At 70.9% G+C, this 17734-nt stretch carries 15 protein-coding genes; 6 read left to right on the top strand and 9 right to left on the bottom strand.

The window, feature by feature from the left end:
- Positions 1-15: 15 nt before the first annotated feature.
- The gene (locus tag ACFYNU_RS30440) at positions 16-1284 is read right to left on the bottom strand and encodes an FAD-dependent oxidoreductase (protein ID WP_356592576.1); all 1269 of its coding nucleotides are present in this window, start codon (positions 1282-1284) and stop codon (positions 16-18) included.
- Between the two features lie 145 nt (positions 1285-1429).
- Positions 1430-2077 carry a TetR family transcriptional regulator gene (locus ACFYNU_RS30435; protein ID WP_356592574.1) on the bottom strand — a complete coding sequence of 216 codons (648 nt, stop codon included), beginning with the start codon at positions 2075-2077 and terminating at the stop codon, positions 1430-1432.
- A 266-nt stretch (positions 2078-2343) separates the two neighbouring features.
- Between ACFYNU_RS30435 and ACFYNU_RS30430 the strand changes: the two genes are divergently transcribed.
- Positions 2344-2532: a hypothetical protein gene (locus ACFYNU_RS30430; RefSeq protein WP_356592572.1), complete on the top strand. Its 189-nt coding sequence runs from the start codon at positions 2344-2346 to the stop codon at positions 2530-2532.
- Positions 2533-2609: 77 nt separating this feature from the next.
- Here the strand turns inward: ACFYNU_RS30430 and ACFYNU_RS30425 are convergent, their stop codons facing one another.
- Positions 2610-3902 carry an SLC13 family permease gene (locus ACFYNU_RS30425; protein WP_356592570.1) on the bottom strand — a complete coding sequence of 431 codons (1293 nt, stop codon included), beginning with the start codon at positions 3900-3902 and terminating at the stop codon, positions 2610-2612.
- Between the two features lie 402 nt (positions 3903-4304).
- Entirely contained in the window at positions 4305-5057 is a 753-nt protein-coding gene (locus tag ACFYNU_RS30420) for an IclR family transcriptional regulator (protein WP_356592568.1), read from the bottom strand.
- A 97-nt stretch (positions 5058-5154) separates the two neighbouring features.
- On the opposite strand from ACFYNU_RS30420, the gene ACFYNU_RS30415 reads away from it, so the two are divergent.
- Both ACFYNU_RS30415 and ACFYNU_RS30410 read left to right on the top strand, forming a co-directional pair.
- On the top strand, positions 5155-6321 hold the full coding sequence (locus tag ACFYNU_RS30415) for an aminotransferase class V-fold PLP-dependent enzyme (protein ID WP_356592566.1): 1167 nt from the start codon (positions 5155-5157) through the stop codon (positions 6319-6321).
- 22 nt (positions 6322-6343) lie between these two features.
- Positions 6344-9322 (top strand): FAD-linked oxidase C-terminal domain-containing protein, encoded by a 2979-nt coding sequence (locus ACFYNU_RS30410; RefSeq protein ID WP_356592564.1) that lies wholly within the window; start codon positions 6344-6346, stop codon positions 9320-9322.
- 121 nt (positions 9323-9443) lie between these two features.
- Here ACFYNU_RS30410 and ACFYNU_RS30405 read toward each other — a convergent pair whose 3' ends face one another.
- Both ACFYNU_RS30405 and ACFYNU_RS30400 read right to left on the bottom strand, forming a co-directional pair.
- Positions 9444-11432, bottom strand: a complete 1989-nt coding sequence (locus ACFYNU_RS30405) for an NAD-binding lipoprotein (RefSeq protein ID WP_356592562.1) — start codon at positions 11430-11432, stop codon at positions 9444-9446.
- 134 nt (positions 11433-11566) lie between these two features.
- Entirely contained in the window at positions 11567-12367 is an 801-nt protein-coding gene (locus tag ACFYNU_RS30400) for a helix-turn-helix transcriptional regulator (protein WP_356592560.1), read from the bottom strand.
- Positions 12368-12421: 54 nt separating this feature from the next.
- On the opposite strand from ACFYNU_RS30400, the gene ACFYNU_RS30395 reads away from it, so the two are divergent.
- Positions 12422-13717 carry an MFS transporter gene (locus ACFYNU_RS30395; RefSeq protein ID WP_356592558.1) on the top strand — a complete coding sequence of 432 codons (1296 nt, stop codon included), beginning with the start codon at positions 12422-12424 and terminating at the stop codon, positions 13715-13717.
- Here ACFYNU_RS30395 and ACFYNU_RS30390 read toward each other — a convergent pair.
- Positions 13628-14212 (bottom strand): hypothetical protein, encoded by a 585-nt coding sequence (locus ACFYNU_RS30390; RefSeq protein WP_356592556.1) that lies wholly within the window; start codon positions 14210-14212, stop codon positions 13628-13630. The genes ACFYNU_RS30395 and ACFYNU_RS30390 overlap by 90 nt on opposite strands.
- 44 nt (positions 14213-14256) lie before the next feature.
- A complete protein-coding gene (gene htpX / locus ACFYNU_RS30385) occupies positions 14257-15162 on the bottom strand; it encodes a zinc metalloprotease HtpX (protein WP_356592554.1) in 906 nt (301 codons plus the stop codon).
- 143 nt (positions 15163-15305) lie between these two features.
- Here htpX and ACFYNU_RS30380 point away from each other — a divergent pair, with 143 nt between their 5' ends.
- Positions 15306-15848: an FABP family protein gene (locus tag ACFYNU_RS30380; RefSeq protein ID WP_356592552.1), complete on the top strand. Its 543-nt coding sequence runs from the start codon at positions 15306-15308 to the stop codon at positions 15846-15848.
- Between the two features lie 177 nt (positions 15849-16025).
- Positions 16026-16562, top strand: coding sequence for an EF-hand domain-containing protein (locus tag ACFYNU_RS30375; protein WP_356592550.1), 537 nt, complete (start codon positions 16026-16028; stop codon positions 16560-16562).
- A 63-nt stretch (positions 16563-16625) separates the two neighbouring features.
- Here the strand turns inward: ACFYNU_RS30375 and ACFYNU_RS30370 are convergent, their stop codons facing one another.
- The gene (locus ACFYNU_RS30370) at positions 16626-17477 is read right to left on the bottom strand and encodes a DUF3592 domain-containing protein (RefSeq protein WP_356592548.1); all 852 of its coding nucleotides are present in this window, start codon (positions 17475-17477) and stop codon (positions 16626-16628) included.
- Positions 17478-17734 lie beyond the last annotated feature (257 nt).

Below are 17734 nucleotides of genomic sequence, written 5' to 3'. Positions count from 1 at the left end.
GGGTCCGGGTGACGGTCAGTGCGGGGCGGTGGCCGGCGCAGCGGTGAACGCGGCAGTCGGCGCGGCCGGTCCGTCGGCGAGCGCGTCGGCGACGTCCTGGCGGCGCTGGCGGGTCTGCTTGGGCATGTTCCAGCCGAGAACGCCGGTGATCCGGCCCTCGTGGCGGTATCGCGCGACGAAGCGTCCGGTCGCCGGGTCTCCGTCCACGACGCTCATCTCGGCGCCGGCGCCGGCGGGTACGACGCCGTGCACCTGGATCTTCGTGTCGAACTGGTCGGTCCAGAAGTACGGCACGGGGGTGTACGCCCGGTCGGCGCCGAGGATGTTGGCGGCGACGGCCATGGCCTGTTCGCCGGCGTTGGTGCGGTTCTCCAGCCTTACCAGCGTGCCGAGTTGGTCGTGCTGCCAGCGCGCCACGTCCCCGACGGCGTACACACCCTCGCCGGCCCGGCAACGGGAGTCGCAGACAAGGCCGTTGTCGACGCGCAGGCCGCTGTCCCGCAGCCAGTCGGTGACCGGCTCGGCGCCGACGGCCACCACGACGAGATCCGCGGGCAGCACCTCACCGTTGTCGAGACCTACGCCGGTGACGGTCCCGGCGCGGCCGACCAGTGCGCGGACACCGGCGCCCAGCCGCAGGCGGATCCCGCGCCCGGTGTGCAGTTCGGCGAGCAAGTCGGCGACCGCGTGGCCGAGTTGACCGGCCATGGGCGCGCGCTGAGGTCCCGCGAGGGTGACGTCGAGACCCATGGTGCGGGCGGTGGCGGCGATCTCGGTGCCGAGGACGCCGTCTCCGACGACCACGAGTCGTGTGGCGCCCAGAAGTGCGGTACGGAGCGCGAGCGCGTCGTCGAGAGTGCGCAGGACATGGACACCGGCGAGTCCGGCCTGGCCGGGGAGGGTCCGGGGTCGCGTACCGGTGGCCACGACGAGTGCGTCGGCGCGCAGGGCGCGTCCGGAGGCGGTGTGCACCGTGCGGGTGGTGGTGTCGAGACCGATGGCCGGATCGCCGAGGATGAAAACGGCGTCCAGCGCCGACAGCGCTTCGCTCGGGCGCAGTTGGGCCCTGTCGGGCTCCCAGGTGCCGGCGAGTACCTGCTTCGACAGGGGTGGGCGGTCGTACGGCGGGTGTGTCTCCGCGCCCAGGACGGTGACCTTGCCGGTGTAGCCGTGGCGCCGCAGCGCTTCGACCGTGGTGAGCCCGGCGGCGGAGGCGCCGACCACCAGCACGTCGGCCGCCTCCCGGGGGGTGGTGCGTGGCGTCCGGTCCGCCGTGGCTCTCATCGTCGGTACTCCTCCGTCTGCGGTTCGGTGAGGAACGTGGGGGTCGCAGGGCCCGGCCTCGACGGCGCCCGGGGCATGACGGGGCCGGGCGGGGCGATCAGGGGCGAGAAAGCTGAGGGAGTGAGGTGTGAGGTGTGAGGGGTGGTCAGGGCTGGGTGACGGGGGCCAGCCACAGCCCGGTCATCGCGTCGATCAGACCCGTTCCGGCGTCGTGCCAGGTCGAGCCCGGCGCGGCGGAGCCGAGGGCGAACGCCCGCTCCCTCTCGGCGAAGACATGCACCATCAGCTGGCGGGCCATGTCGCCGCGATCGGCCCGTACATCGGCCGGCAGATGTGCCAGGCACGCGTCGAGTCCCTGGACGATCCGGCGCAGCGAGGGCGCGGTGAGTGATTCGTGGATCACGATCTCGCGCAGGCCCGGGTCGGTCATCGCCTGGGCCGCGAACCGCGCGTGCCACGTGGGACTGCCGAGTGCGGCGAGATGGTCGGCGGCCGGGCGTACGAGTGCGGTCACCCAGTCCCGTACGTCCGGGGCGGGGCCGATCTCGGTCACCATCCGCAGACGGTGCGCTTCGACGGGTTCGGCGTGCTTGCGTGCGATGGCCCGTACGAGATCGGCCTTCGTACCGAAGTGGTAGCCGACGGCGGCGTTGTTGCCCTGTCCGGCCGCTTCGCTGACCTGCCGGTTGGAGACCGCGAACACCCCGTGCTCGGCGAACAGCCGCTCCGCCGTGGCGAGGATCAACTCCCGCGTCGCGTCGGCGCGTTCCCCCCGGCCGGTCTTCGCTCTCACGGGCACGAGAGTACCGGCACTTGGCCCTGGGTCACCCATGGCGCATCCTCGCGGTCGGCTTCGATTGCGTGATCAGTTAACCGCCCTCTGTTGGTTAAAGCAAGCGACTGACTTAATCTCGCCGTTCACACGTCCGCGCCTCCCGCCCGGCAGGTGGCCGTCCTGCATCGGAGTGGACTCGCCCGGGCCCCTGTTACCGAGGGGCGTCCGGTGTCTATGGGTGCAGAGTCCGAAAGTCCCCGCAGCACCGTAGAAAGAGAAGTCCCATGCGTATCCGCACAGCAGTCGCCGCCACCGCCCTCGCCGCCCTCACCCTCCTCGGCAGCGCCGGCGCCGCCGCCGCCAACGAGCGGGGCGGGCAGCACGATGGCAACAGCATCGTGAACAGCGACTTCGTCTCCACCTGGATCAAGGACAGCTTCAACACCGTTGTCGTCTTCGGCGACAACATCTAAGACCCCTCGTACACAGTCGTCGGCCTCCCGCGGTCATCCGCGGGGGGCCGACTGCCGTTTCCGGAGCCGCCGACGGATCAGAGCGAGCCGGGGACGACGAACAGGCACCAGGTGACGACCGGGCCCACGACGGCGATCCCCAGACCCCAGGCCATGAGGCGGCGGAACACCAGATCGCGCTGGTCCGCCGGGGTGTTCGCGGTCACCAGCGCACCGCTCGTGGAGAAGGGCGACGCGTCCACGATCGACGCGGATATGGCCAGCGCGATGATGAGGCCGACGGCTCCCACCTGGCCGGTGAGCAGGAAGGGAACCGCCAGGGGGATCAGCGCCCCGAGCATGCCGGTGGTCGAGGCGAAGGCGGACACCACGGCGCCGATGAGACAGATCAGCAGGGCTCCCAGAAGTGGGGCGTCGATGCTCGCGACCCGCTCGCCGAGCCAGTCGATGGTGCCGAGACGTTCCATCTGGCTCACATAGGTGACGATGCCGCAGACGAGCAGCACGGTGGACCACGCGCACTTGTCCACGGCGCCCTTGGCCGACTTCGGCGCGGCCAGGGTCAGGACGACGGAGATGGTGAGCGCCATCAGGCCCACGTCCAGGTCGAAGAAGAGCGCGCCGGCGACCAGGCTGAGCAGTCCGAGCAGGGTCAGCGCGCGCGGGAGGTCGAGCCGTGGGGGCGCCGGCGCCGTGGCCCCGCCGGTTGTCCCGGTGTCCCCCGCCACGCCGTCCGCGTCCTTCCCTCCGCTGGTTGCTATTCGCCCCAGCAACTGCCGTCCGCCGAAGAGCAGGAAGATGATGACGCACAGGCCGACGTTGAAGAGGAACGAGGCGGTGAACAGCATCGCGGGGTTGCCGGGCAGATCGTTGCGTTCGACGACGTTGTTGGTGATGCTGCCGAAGACCCCGATGGGCGAGAAGCCGCCCGCACTGGCTCCGTTGGCGATGAACAGCCCCATGAGCACGGGACTTATGCCGTACGCCGCGGCGAAGCCGAGCCCGATGGGCGCGACGATTCCCACCGCCGCGGGGGTGACCGCGCCGACCGCCGTGAGGACGGCGGTGACCAGGAACATGACCCAGGGTATGAGGGCGATCCGGCCGCGCACCGCCTTCACGGCCGCGTTGACGAGCCAGTCGACGGTGCCGTTGCTCTTCGCGATTCCGAACAGCAGGGTCACGCCGACCAGGACGACGAACAGGTCGCCGGGAAAGCCGGAGAAGATGTCGTCGCTGGACTCGTTCGCCACCGTGGATCCGACGATGAACGCGGCGACGATCGCGAGGACGCCGAGGTGGACGGCCGAGAAGGTCGCGAGGGCGAAGATCAGTACGAGGGCGATGATGGAGATGACTTGATCTGACACGAGGGCTCCCTTGCCGTCGGCAGAAGGTCATGTCGCGCCGCACCGGGGCACGCTGGCGCCCTGGCGCGTCGGCGCATGACGAGGGATGCACGCGGCACTGGAGATGCCGGGATGTGGGACGGCGCGTGAACGACTCCCCCATGGCCCTGGAGCGCCCCAGGACCGGGAGAAGCATTCCGCCAGACGGAATCTGGTTTCCGCAGTCGGGAGTATTGAAGAGCTTTTCCGGCGGCGTCAAGGGTTGTGCGGATTTCCCTCGCGCCGGACGGGACGGGGATCCGTCCCGTCCGGCGGTGCTCCGTCGAGGCCGCCGGGCCCTGTCCGTACGGCGCGAACGAGGCGGCCCGGCCCTCCGCGTACAGCCGCCTCGCACCGCTCAACTCCGGCCGCGCGCCCGCCCGTTCACCCCTGGCGCGAGTGGCCCAGCGCCGCGCTGACCTGCCGCGCCGTCTCGCTCACCAGCGCGCCGTGCGCGACGGCGGACTCGGGGGTCATCCGGCTCGTCGGCATGTTGATGCTGATGCTCGCGACCGGCACACCCGCCTCGCCCAGGACGGGGGCCGCGACGGCGGAGACGTCGTCCCGCCACTCGCCGCTGTTGGTGGCGTAACCGCGTTCCCGGATCAGCGCCAGCTCGGCGAGCACCGCGTCGCGGTCGACGACGGTGGCGGCGGTGAACTCCTCCAGCCCCGCGGCCAGCTGGCGCTCGACCACCTCGGGCGCGCTCGCGGCGAGCAGGGCCTTGCCGTTCGCGGAGGCGTGGAAGGGCAGATGCGTGCCCAGGGCCAGGATGATCCGGACCGCCTTCGAGGTCTCCAGGCGCTCGATCAGCACCACCTTGTCGCCGTCAGGGACCGTCAGATGGACCGTCTCGTCGGTACGTCTGCGCAGCTCCTCCATGATCGGCACCGCCACGTCGCGCAGGCTCAGTTCACCGGTGGCACGGCGTCCGACCTGCAACGCCTTGGTGGTCAGGACCCAGCGGGTGACCTCGCCGCCGGCCGGGCGGATCCAGCCCGCGGTGTCCAGCGTGCGCAGCGCCCGCTGCGCCGAACTCTTGGGCAGATCAAGGGCCCGGGCGAGGTCCGCGACCCCCACCGGCTGCCGCGCGGCGACCTCTTCCAGTACCCGAAGTGCGTTGAGAACGCTCTGCATCCGTTGACTCCCGAGTGGTTGGCTCATATGCTCCGCCGTGCCATCTTACGACACACCGTGCCACATAGCGGCACGCTTTTCAAGGGAGTTGGCCACCGTGACCACTCGCACCGGGCGGCACTTCTTGCAGATCCCCGGCCCCACCAACGTCCCCGACCAGGTGCTTCGCGCCATGTCGGCACCGACGATGGACCATCGCGGCCCCGAATTCGCCGCGTTCACCACCAACCTGCTCGCCCGGCTCGGGCCGGTCTTCGGCGCCTCCGGACCCGTCGTGGTCTTCCCCGGCTCCGGCACCGGGGCCTGGGAGGCCGCCCTCGTCAACACCCTCAGCACCGGCGACCGCGTACTGCATGTGGAGACCGGCCACTTCGCCACCCTCTGGCAGCGCATGGCGACCGAACTCGGCCTCTACGTCGACTTCGTGCCGGGCGACTGGCGGCACGGCGCCGACCCGGAGGCCGTCGCCGAACGCCTGGCGGCCGACACCGCCCGTACGATCAAGGCCGTCTGCATCGTGCACAACGAGACATCGACCGGCGTCACCAGCCGGGTGCCCGAGATCAGGCAGGCGATGGACGCGACCGGACACCCGGCGCTGCTCCTCGTCGACACCATCTCCTCGCTCGGCTCCATCGACTACCGGCACGACGAGTGGGGGGTCGACGTCACGGTGGCCGGCTCCCAGAAGGGGCTGATGCTCCCGCCGGGCCTGAGCTTCAACGCGATCAGCGAGAAGGCACTCACCGCCTCCCGCACCTCGGGACTGCGCACCTCCTACTGGGACTGGCAGCCGATCATCGAGGCCAACCGGCGTGGCTTCTTCCCGTACACCCCGGCCACGAATCTGCTGTACGGGCTGGACGAGGCGCTGCGGATGCTCGCGGCGGAGGGACTGCCCGCCGTCTTCGCCCGGCACGACCGGCATGCCGCGGCCACCCGGGCGGCCGTACGGGGCTGGGGACTTGAGGTGCTGTGCGCCGACGACCGCGAGCACTCCTCCGCGCTCACCGCCGTCCTCGTGCCCGAGGACGTGGACGCCGACAAGGTGCGGGAGATCATCCTCGACCGGTTCGACATGTCCCTCGGCGCCGGACTCGGCAAGCTCGCCGGACGGATCTTCCGGATCGGCCATCTCGGGCACTTCAACGACCTGACGCTCGCGGGCACGCTCGCCGGGGTCCAGATGGGTCTTCAACTGTCGGGCGTACGCGTCGATCCGAACGGGCTCAACGCGGCGCTGGACGTCCTGAGCGCGGGCTGACACACCGAGGAGGTTGCCCAGCATGACCATCACCAGGGGCGAGCGCCCCGCCCACGACAGCGCGGAGAGCCAGGAGCTGGCCCGCACACTCCAGCGGGATCTCGGCAGGGATCTCGACGGAGAGGCCCAATTCGACGACTACACACGGCAGTTGTTCGCACGCGACGCCAGCATGTACGCGATCACCCCGCTCGGGGTGGTCTTCCCCCGGCACGCCGACGACGTCGCCGCGGCGGTTGCCGCAGCCGCCGCGCACCAGGTGTCGGTGGTGCCGCGCGGCGCCGGGACGAGTCTGGCCGGCCAGACCGTCGGTCCCGGCCTGGTCCTGGACCTGTCGCGGTACATGAACCGCATCGTGGAACTGGACGCCGGCAGCGGTACGGCACTGGTCGAGGCCGGAGTCGTACAGGACCAGCTCAACCGCGCCGCGAGCCCCTGGGGGCTGATGTTCGGCCCGGACACCTCGACCAGCAACCGCGCCACCATCGGCGGGATGATCGGCAACAACTCGGCCGGCAGCGGATCCGTACGCCACGGCATGACCATCGACCACGTCCGCGAACTCGACGTGGTGCTCTCGGACGCGAGCCGGGTCCGCCTGGACCGCGTGGACGAGGCGACCCGCGCGGAACGTGCCACGCGCTCCACCCTGGAGGGCGCCCTCTACCGGGAGCTGCCCGAGATCGTCCGGGCCAACCACGGGGCCATCGCGGACGGCTTCCCCGCCCACTGGCGCCGTGCCTGCGGCTATCGGCTGGACCGGCTGGCGCGTGAGGACACCGTCTTCGACCTGGCCAAATTCGTCGTCGGCTCGGAAGGGACACTGGCCGTCGCGACCAGCGCGCTGGTCGATCTGGTGCCCAAGCCGAGCCGTACGGTGATCGCCGTCGGCCACTTCACCTCCGTGGCCGGAGCGATCGACGCGACCCAGGACGCGCTCTCCTGCGATCCGGCCGCCGTGGAGCTGATGGACCGGACGATCCTCGACCTGTCCCGCCGCAAGATCGAGTACGCGTCGCTGGGCGAACTCCTGAACGGGGATCCCGAGGCCCTGCTCTTCGTCTCCTTCAGCGGCGACGACGAGGCCGAGCTGCTGGGACAGTTGAAGCGGCTCACCGGACTCTGGTCCCGGAACGGCCACGGGTACCACACCCTCCGGGCGGTCACCCCGGCCCAGCAGGCGTCCCTGCTGAAGGTCCGCAAGGCGGGGCTCGGCCTGCTGATGGCGGCCAGCGAGGGCACCAAGCGCCCGCTGGCGTTCGTCGAGGACACCGCCGTCGATCCCGTCCATCTCACCGAGTACACCCGCAGGTTCAAGGAAGTCCTCGACCGGCACGAGATGACGGCCGGCTTCTACGGGCACTGCTCGGTCGGCTGTCTGCACATCCGGCCGTATCTCGACCTCACCGACCCGGCGGACGTGGTCAAGATGCGCAGCGTCGCCGTGGAGATCAAGGATCTCGTCGCCGAGTACGGCGGCGTGAACTCCAGCGAGCACGGCGACGGGCTGGCCCGGAGCGAGTTCAACCGGGAGATCTTCGGCGACGCGCTGTACGAGGCGATGCGGCAGGTCAAGAAGCTCTTCGACCCGGGCAACGTCCTCAACCCGGGCAAGATCGTGGACGCCCCGTCGATGACGGACAATCTGCGGGACACGACGCTGCTCCCCGTCGAACCCTTGCGCACCCGGCTCTCCTTCGAGGTCGTCGGCGCGGGGCCGGGGGCGGGCGACGGCGGCGGGGGCGCCATGCGGGCGGCGGCGGACCGGTGCATGAACATCGGTCTGTGCCGCAAGTCCGGCAGCGGTGCCATGTGTCCCTCCTACATGGCCACCCGCAAGGAGGAGGACTCCACCCGTGGCCGGGCCGCCGCCCTGGTCAAGGCCCTGTCCGAGCCGGACCCGCGCGCCGCGCTCGGGGACGAGCGGCTGCACGAGGTCCTGGACCTGTGCCTGATGTGCAAGGCGTGCAAGAGCGAATGCCCCCTCGGTGTCGACATGGCGACTCTCAAGAGCGAGGCGCTCTCGCACCACCACGACATCCACGGGGTGCCGCTGCGCTCCCGCATCTTCGGGTCGATCCGGTTCCTGAACCGCATGGGCTCGGCGACCGCGCCGCTGTCCAACCTGCCGGGGCGAATCCCCCTGGTGCGCCGGCTGATGGACCGTACGGTGGGCATCGCCCCGGCGCGACCGCTCCCCGTCTTCGTACGGCAGAACCTGACGCGCTGGTTCCGCCGCCGTAAGAACACCACCCATCCGATCACCCAGGGCACCGTCACCTATCTCGCCGACTCCTTCACCACCTTCACCGAGCCGGACATCGGCCGGGCGGCCGTCCAGTTGCTGGAGCGGGCGGGGTGGGACGTACGGCTGGAGAGCGGCGTCTGCTGCGGCAGGTCCTCCCTCTCCAAGGGGCTGGTGGACGACGCGAAGAACAAGGCCCGGCATCTCGCGGACACCATCAGCAAGGCGACGGAAGCGGGCTCGCCGGTCGTCGGCTGCGAGCCCTCGTGCCTGATGACGCTGCGCGACGAACATCTGTCCCTGCTGCCCGACGACCCCGCGGTCAAGGACATCGCCGGCCGGGTGCGCCAGGTCGAGGAACTGCTGGTCGAAGCCATCGACGACGGGCGGCTGCGACCGCGCGAGGACTCCTGGCTGGCCGGGCGCACCCTCGTCTACCACGGCCACTGCCACCAGAAGGCGGAGGTGGGCACGGCGGCGACGGTCGCGCTGCTGAACCGGATCCCCGGGGTGTCGGTGGTCGAACTGGACGCCGGATGCTGCGGGATGGCGGGATCCTTCGGCTTCGAGTCGGAGCACTACGACGTGTCGATGACGGTGGGCGAGGACCGGCTCTTCCCCGCGATCACGGCGGAACCGCCGGACACGGTGGTCGTCGCCACGGGGGTGTCCTGCCGGCAGCAGATCTTCCACGGCACGGCGCGCGACGCCTGGCACCCCGTCCAACTGCTGTGGGAGGCGGTCGCTTCGGAGTGAACCGGCGGGGTGGGGGCGGTACTTGCCCCATCGGCCGCCTCGGTCCCGTCGGCGCCGACGAACGGCACCGGGTTCGTCGGCAGGGCCGGCACCGGGCGGGCCGTCGTCGCGTGGTCCGTCCTCAGTCCGGATGACGGCGTACGGCATCCGCCGAGTCTGCCGGACCGGTCACCTCGGCGGCCTCGGTTGCTTCAGTCGCTTCCGTCGTGATGACGACCACCTGGTCCTCGGCGCTCCACTCCCGTCTCTCGCTCTTGTGGGGGTTGAGCCGCACCCCGTGGTCGGGCGCCGTCGTGCGCCGGTCGTGGCGGCGGTAGCCGATGGCGCACTCGCCCCGGTCCCGGGCGGCGGCCACGACGGTCGCGAAAGCCGTCGTGGCGCCCGGGTGGACATAGGTCGCGGCGGGCCGCAGGCAGATCATGCTGCCCTCGGCGGAGAACAACTCGTCGAACACGGACGCCAGATGCCGGTTCTGCGCGATCTGCGCCATGAGCAGTCCGGTCAGTTCACCGCTGACGATGACGTCGGAGCCGGGATCGACCGGTGCCAGGGGTCGGTTGCGGTCGTCGGTGAGTTCGCTGACGACGCGTAACTCCCGTCCGCCTGTTCGTTGTTCCAGCAGCCGCAGGGCCAGCAGGGTGACGAGCGTCCAGTCGTCGGGACGGTCCGGACCTTCGTCCGGGTCGGGGCCCAGGACCACCAGCCCGTCGTACGGGGCGAGGTCGAGCCCGAGGAGGGTGTCGGGCCGCGACAGGGCGGCGGACCGGAACCGTACGGTCAGCCTGGTCCCGGGAGCCGCCGCTTCTGCCGGTTCCGCCTCGCGCGGTGCGGGTACGGCCCGGTCCGTCACCACGTCCAGGACAGCACCCGGCCGGGCCGTACGCCGTAACTGGCCCACCACCAGGGGCGCACGCCGGTTCCAGCCGAGCATGAGCAGGTGCGCGGGCTCCTCCGGCGGTGGCGGGTCCGTGGTGATCGCCGGGAGGTCGACGAGACGCCGGCAGTCCGCCGGCGGGGACGTGCCGTCGTCGCGGGTGACGACGATCAGTCTGCTCCCCGGCGCCACGACGGTGTCGGCGGGCGGATTGAGCAGCGTACGTCCCTGCGGGGTGAGGAGCCCGACCACGCAGGAGTCGGCGTGCCCGAGCAGCGCGGTGCCGAAGGGGCCGCCTTCGAACGCGGTCGCGTCGGTGAGGTGGAACTCGTCGCCGGCGAAGTCGAGCAGGTCACGCAGGACGAGGGAGAGACCGGGGCGGCCGACGCACTGCGCGATGAGCCGGGCCGTGACCGTGTCGGTCTCCAGGACCGTGCCGTGCGGGCCCGCGGCCAGCCGGGCGGACGCGCGGTAGTGGTCGTCCCGCACCGCCGCCAGCACCGGCGGCCCGTCCGGTCCCTCGCCGACGACCGCCCGCAGCGCGAGCAGGATGCGCAGCACCTCGGCGTCGCCCCCCGCTTCCCCGGACGGCAGCACCAGAACGGTGCTCGCCGTCCCCGGGCTGACCAGCGCCAGGACGGCGGGGTCACTCGCGGGACCGCTGCGGCAGATGAGCCGGGATCGTGCGGCCGGGCCGACGTGCGCGGCCAGCGTCCGTTCCATCTCGGTCTTGTCCCGGTCGGCGAGCAGCACGACGGCCCGGGTGCGACGGGCGGCGCTCGCCGCGATCAACTCCCCCACCACCGTGGTCACTTGGTCCGACCAGCCGAGTACGACGACATGGCCCTGCTCCAGGACCGTCGACCGCCCACGGCTCAGCTCCGCCATCCGCTCGGCCAGACTGTTGGTGATCACTCCGACAAGGGTCGAGACGCACAGCAGGGCGACCAGTCCGAGGAACGCCGACAGCACCATGCGCGGCGCCGTGCCGGTCATGGACCCGAGGCGCAGCGTCTCCGCGCTGGTACGCCACGCCGCGGTGAGCCGGCCCGACAGTGACCTCGGCGAGCCGGGGTCCGTCCACACCAGCAGCGCGCTCACCGGGACGACGACGGCCAGGCAGGTGACCACCAGCCAGCCCATCAGCGTGCCGGTGCTGCGGGCCAGCGTACGGTCGAACCGGTAGCCCGCCCTGTCCCGCAACGAGACCGGCCGCCGTCCCTTGTCACGTACCACTCCCGCCCCCCTTCCCCCACGTTCTGCCCAGCGGTTACGGCACTGGTCGGCCCGCACTCGCACAGTGCTGCCTCAGGCCGCCGAACACACCGTGTTCGGCGGCCGGTTCACCCGTTCGGGCAAGCGCTCAACGGCTACGGGCGGGGCTGGTGTGCGCCGGGGGTGTGTCCGAAGCTCCGGCGGAACACATCGATGAACGCGCTGGCGGACGACCAGCCGCACCGATGGGCCACGGTGGTCACCGGGGTGTGTTCCGCGAGCAGCACCAGCGCGCGATACAGGCGCAGTTGGGTGCGCCACTGCGGGAAGGTCATACCGAGGTCGGACTTGAAGAGACGGGACAGCGTACGGTCGCTGGCGCCGACCTCCCTGCCCAGGGCGGGGAGGGTGCGGTTGTCGGCGGGGTTCGTGCGCAGGATCTCGCACACCGCCTTCAACTGAGGGCTGCTCGGGGTGGGCAGGTGCACGGGCTGCTGCGGCGATACGCGCAGCTGGTCGAGCAACACGGCGCGCAGCCGGGCGCGTTCGGGGCCGCCGTCGTGCGGGTCCCGCGAATGGGCATGCGTGCGGCTGCGGTTGTGGCCGTGGCCGTGGTCGTGGTCCCGGGTGTGGGCGAGGATCAGTTCACGCAGGAGCGGCCCGACGGTCAGTACGGCCGGTTCGGCCAGGTTGAGCGGGTTCTCACTCGCGGGCAGGCCGACCAGGTGCAGATCGAGTTCGCCGTGGGCCTGGTGGGCGTGCACGGTGCCCGCCGGAACCCATATGGCGCGGGTCGCCGGTGCGATCCACAGGCCCGTGCTCGTCGTCACGGCCAGCACGCCACGGCCCGCGTAGACGATCTGGTGGTCGTCATGACGGTGGGCGTCGATGGCGGCTCCGGGCGCGAGCCACTGGGTGCGGGTCGGCGCCACGGGCTCGTGGCGGATTTCCTTCATCTTCTGGCAGTTTATCGGAAGCGCGACAGACGGCTCGGCGATCACGATGGCGAGGTGCCGAGGAACAGATCGATCACCCTCCTCGCGGTCGGCCATGCCTGCGTGGACGTCTACCAGGGCGCTGTCGCGTCGCTGGTGCCGTTCTTCGTCGCCGAACGCGCCTACAGCTATGCCGCCGTCTCGGGCCTCGTACTCGCCGCCTCGGTGCTGTCCTCGGTGGTGCAGCCGGTGTTCGGCCTGCTCACCGACCGCCGGCCGATGCCCTGGCTCATGCCGGCGGGCACGATCGTCGGCGGGGTGGGGATCGCACTGAGCGGGCTGAGCGGTTCGTACGCGCTGACGTTGGTGTTCGTCGCGGTGTCCGGTATCGGGGTCGCCGCGTACCATCCCGAGTCCGCCCGCGTCGCCCGGCTGGCCAGCGGGGGCAGCCACAGTGCGATGGGCTGGTTCTCGCTCGGTGGCACCCTGGGCTTCGCCACCGCTCCGCTCCTGGTCACCGCCGTCGTCGCCACCGGCGGTCTGCGTCTGTCGCCGCTGCTCGTGGTGCCCGCCCTCGCGGGCAGCGTGCTGTGTCTGCCCGTCCTGCGGGCGCTGCGGAAGACGGTGAGCGCCGGCTCAGGGAAGACGGTCGCGACAGCCGTCGACGACAAGGCCGCCTTCGTCAGACTCTCGCTGGCCGTGGTCTGCCGGTCGATCGTCTTCGTGGGCCTGAGCACGTTCATCGCGCTCTACGTCCAGCAGCGTCCGGGAGGCAGCGAGGCGGCGGGCACCGCCGCGCTGTTCGTGCTCTACATCGGCGGCGCGGTGGGGTCCGTGGTGGGCGGGGCGCTGGCGGACCGCTGGGACCGGGTCACGGTCGCCCGCTGGTCGTATCTCGTCTCGATCCCCGCCGTCGCGGGAATCGTGTTCGTCCCCGGCCCGGCGATCTTCCTGTGTCTGGCGCTGACCTCCGCCGGTCTCTACATCCCGTTCTCGCTCCAGGTCACCCTCGGCCAGGATTATCTGCCGACGCGCGTCGGCACCGCCGGCGGGATCACCCTGGGACTGACCGTCAGCATCGGCGGCCTGGCCAGCCCCGTCGTCGGCGCCATCGCCGACGCGACGTCCCTGCGTACGGCGCTGACCCCGCTGATCCTGATGCCCCTGCTGAGCTGGCTGCTCTTCCGTACGCTGCCGGAACCCGGCTCGAAGACCACGGCGAAGACCGAGCCGGAGGCCACGGCGAAGACCGTCACGGCGGGGCCGGCCGGCCGGGACGGGTCAGAGCCCGGGGGCGCCCCATACGGGGAACCAGCGGGCGAGGTCCGACTCGATCCGCAGGTCGTCGCCGATGATCGCCCTGACCTGTAGCTCGCGCTGGCTGTCCCGCTTCTCGGCGGTACCGGGCAGCGGCGCGAAGGGATAGAAGCTGCCGCGCTTGTAGAGGTAGACGAGGGCGAGCGGTCGCTGCTCCGCGTCCCGGAAGCTGATCAGTGAGCACAGGAGCTGCGGACCGAAGCCGCCGTCCTGGAGCAGGGTGTTGACCGCGTGCAGATCGTTGACCAGCGTGGCCGTGTCGCCGGGTGCCTGGCGGGCGAGCAGCCAGGTGTAGCCGTAACTGTCCCGGCTGAACTCCACGGGGTGACTGTCCTCGCCGGTGTCGGCGTCGAGCAGTTCCTGTACGTCCTGTCTGATCCGGGCGAAGCCGCCGCCCTCGACGCCCGCGAAACAGACCGACCCGAGGCCGGTGGGTGTGTATCCGGCCCCGGCCTCAAGGGTTAGCGCGGCGGACGGGAGGGCGAAGAGCTGGTCGAGATCGGGGCGGACCGGTTTGCTGCGGCCCAGGATGGTGTCGAGAAGGCCCACGGGACCAGCTCCTCACGCTGACGGTTTCACGGGTGGCGAGCTGTCTACGGGCGGGCCAGCTCGGCGGACATCCGGCCCAGCTGGTCCAGCCGCTGCTCCAGGGTCGGGTGGGAGGAGAGCAGCCGCCCCAGGCTCTCGCCGGAGGAGAAGGCCGGCACGAAGAAGAAGGCGTTGTACGGCTCCGCCTTCCGCAGGTCCCTCGTGGGGATCCGCGCCATCTGGCTGTCGACCTTGGTCAGCGCCGACGCGAGTGCCGAGGGCTTTCCGGTGAGCAGGGCCGCCGTACGGTCGGCGGACAGCTCGCGATAGCGCGAGAGCAGCCGCGTGAGCAGGAAGCCGATCGCGTACACCACCGCGCTGACCAGCGGGATCACCAGGATCGCGATTCCGAGGGGGCCGGAGTTGCTGGCGCTCCTCGACAGTCCGCTGTAGAGCGCGAACCGGGTCAGCAGGCCCGCCAGCACGCCCAGGAACGACGCGACGGTCATCACGGCGACATCGCGGTGCGCGACGTGGGACATCTCGTGGGCGAGGACGCCTTCCAGTTCTTCCGGTTCCAGTCTGCGCAGCAGTCCGGTGGTGGCGCAGATCAGCGCGGTGCGTTCGCTGCGGCCGGTGGCGAAGGCGTTCGGTATGTCGCTGTCCGAGATCGCCACCTTCGGTTTGGGCATGTCGGCCAGCGCGCAGATACGGTCAACGGCGCCGTGCAGCTCGGGCGCCTGCTCCGGGGTGACCTCGTGCGCGCCCATCCCGAAGGCCGCGATCTTGTCGCTGAACCAGAACTGCGCGACGAACAGCACTCCGGCGAGGATCAGGATCACCGGCCAGAACTTGCCCAGCACGGCCAGCAGCACACCGACCAGGACCACGTACAGCAGACCGATCAGGAACATGGTCGTCACCATGCGGGTGGTCAGGCCGCGGTCCTTGGTGTAGCGGGTTCGTGTCATCACTCGCCTCCGTCACTTCTCTACTCCTGCCATTTTCCTCCACATCTCGGCAAAACGGCGTAAATAGAATGTATGGGCCGCTCAGGGTCGGGCGCGCTCTAGGCTGCCACCCTGTACCGGCCCCGATTCCAGGAGCGCGAACCGTGTTCGACCTCGTACCAGAGCGTCCGTTCCCCGATGCCCACCGACCGGACGAGGCACCGGCGCCGCACCCGCTGCTCACGCCCGTGCTCGGTCTGCTGGGCACCTGGCACGGCCGGGGACGCGGCGGGTATCCCACACTCGCCGGCGACTTCACCTACGCGCAGGAGATCACCTTCAGTCACGACGGGCGGCCCTTCCTGCGCTACGAGAGCCGGGCCTGGCTGCTCGACGCCGACGACGCGCCGCTGCGCCCGTCGGCGCGGGAGAGCGGCTGGTGGCGGCTTCAGCCCGACGGGCTGGTGGAGGCCCTGATCACACAGCCCACCGGCATCGCGGAGATCGCGGTGGGCCGGGCCGCCGGCGACTACGTCGACCTCGCCACGACCGAGGTGGCCCGCACCCCCACGGCGAAGGAGGTCGACGCCACGCGCCGGCGCTACACGCTGACCGACGACGGCGCGCTGACGTTCGTCCACGATCTGGCGGCGGTGGGTCAGCCGCTGGGGCACCATCTCGCGGCCGAGCTACGACGCGGCAGTTGACGACCACCGCCGCCTTCGCTTTCCAGATGGTGCCGTTTCATGCGCCGACCGGCGAAATGCCCCCGTTCGTGTGCAGCTCACCGGCTTTCCCCACCAGGGCTCCCGGACCCGCCGGATAGTGAAGCAGCCGCCGGGGCACGGGCTCCGGCCGGAAGACGGAGAGAAAAGGTGAGCGCCATGCGTACCGTTGAGGCGACCGATCGGGTCGAACTCGTCTTCTCCCTGCTCGACGCCAACGGCAACGGCACCCTGGAGGCCGAGGACTTCGAGCTGCTGGCGAGCCGGGTGCTCGCGGTGGCACCGGAGTCCGACGAGGCCGCGAGGAGCGCGCTGCTGGATTCCTGTCGCCGCTACTGGCGGACCCTCGTCACCGAGTTGGACACCCATGGCAACGGACAGGTCAGCCGGGAGGAGTTCACCGCCTGCGTGCTGTCCCCCGAGCGGTTCGAGGCGACGATCGACGACTTCGCCGTGGCGCTCGCCACGCTCGGCGCCCCGGAGCGCGACGGCCGCGTCGCGCGCCCGCTGTTCATGGCCCTGATGATCGCCATCGGCTTCGAACGGTCCCGTATCGACGCCCTGTTCGACGCCTTCGGCCCCGATGACGGTGACCGGATCGCGGAAGTCACCTGGGCGGAGGGAATCAGGGACTACTACCGCCCGGAGAAGGCGGGTATCCCCGGCGACCACCTGACCGGCAACGTGGGGCCGTGACAGGGCGAGGGGCCGGGAATCACGCGGACGGAAGCGCCTCGCGGGATCCGTCGCGGGGCGGCGTCACAGCAGGAGGGCGCCCGCGACGGTCCCGGCCACGCCGAGCAGCAGACACTGGACGATAAAGGCGATGTCCTTGGCGGCGGATTTGCGGGTGGCGACGGGATCCAGGGTGAAGGCGTCAACCCTGTCGGCCGGGTAGTGGACGGTGATCTCCGCGCCGTATCTGGTGTTCGGGTCCCTCCGGCCGGCGCGGAGACGGCCGACGACGGCTGTTCCCTCGCGAGTGGTGAAGGTGATGAACGCGGTGCGGCTGGTCCAGACGGACTCGCCGTCGTCATGGACGGACGTGAGGACGGCCGCGACACGGCCCGGCACCGAGACCATCCGCCGGGCCGCCTCGCGTCGCGTCAGTCGGAGGTCGTGGCGCAGGAGGTACGACATGACGACGGTCAGAGGCACGCCCACACCGAGCAGCGCCCACGGATAGCCGCGGGTGATCGCCGTGTCCGCGACCAGACCGGCGTAGAGCAGGAAGACCGCGAAGTGCGGCCAGGCCAGGCCGTCCTGACCGTCCTTGACGTCGTAGGTGACCTCGAAGCGCTCGGGTTCGCCGGGCGGGTGGATCACCGCGATCTCACGGCCCACCCAGACCGCTCCCAACTCGATCCCGGTCTCGTTCACATACGGCAGGCGATGCTCCTGCCCGGTGACGGGGTCGCGGAAGGTGACGACCACGGGTATCCCGAAGATGCCGGGGCCGCCGTGCTCAGGGACCCGTATCTCGGCTATCCGCCCCGGGACCCGCACCGCGCGCTGGGCCCGGGTGACCCCGGCGAGCGACCGGCCGTATCCGATCAGCGCGAGTACGCCCCACCCCACGCACCACAGCAGCAGCACCCCGTGCCAGTCCACGCCCGTCCCCCTGCCGTCGCCTCGCCGACCGGTGGAGCCCGACGGCGGCCTGCGACGGGTCCACCGCGATCATCATGCCGCAGGAGGCGGGCGACCGGCAGGCCCCTGCGCGCCCGCCCGGTCCCGGGTCGGCGCGGCCGGATTCAACGCGACCCACGAAGGGTAGAAATGGGGTGTTTTGTGTGAACCCATGTGTGTGAGCCCAGGAGACCGCCCGTGAGGCGCACGCACCTGCCCCCTGGGCGGTGCCCGCGCGA

Origin of the sequence: Streptomyces sp. NPDC006643 (assembly GCF_042870175.1) — a bacterium.
Classification (GTDB): domain Bacteria; phylum Actinomycetota; class Actinomycetes; order Streptomycetales; family Streptomycetaceae; genus Streptomyces.
This window is presented reverse-complemented; position numbering and strand designations above follow the sequence as displayed.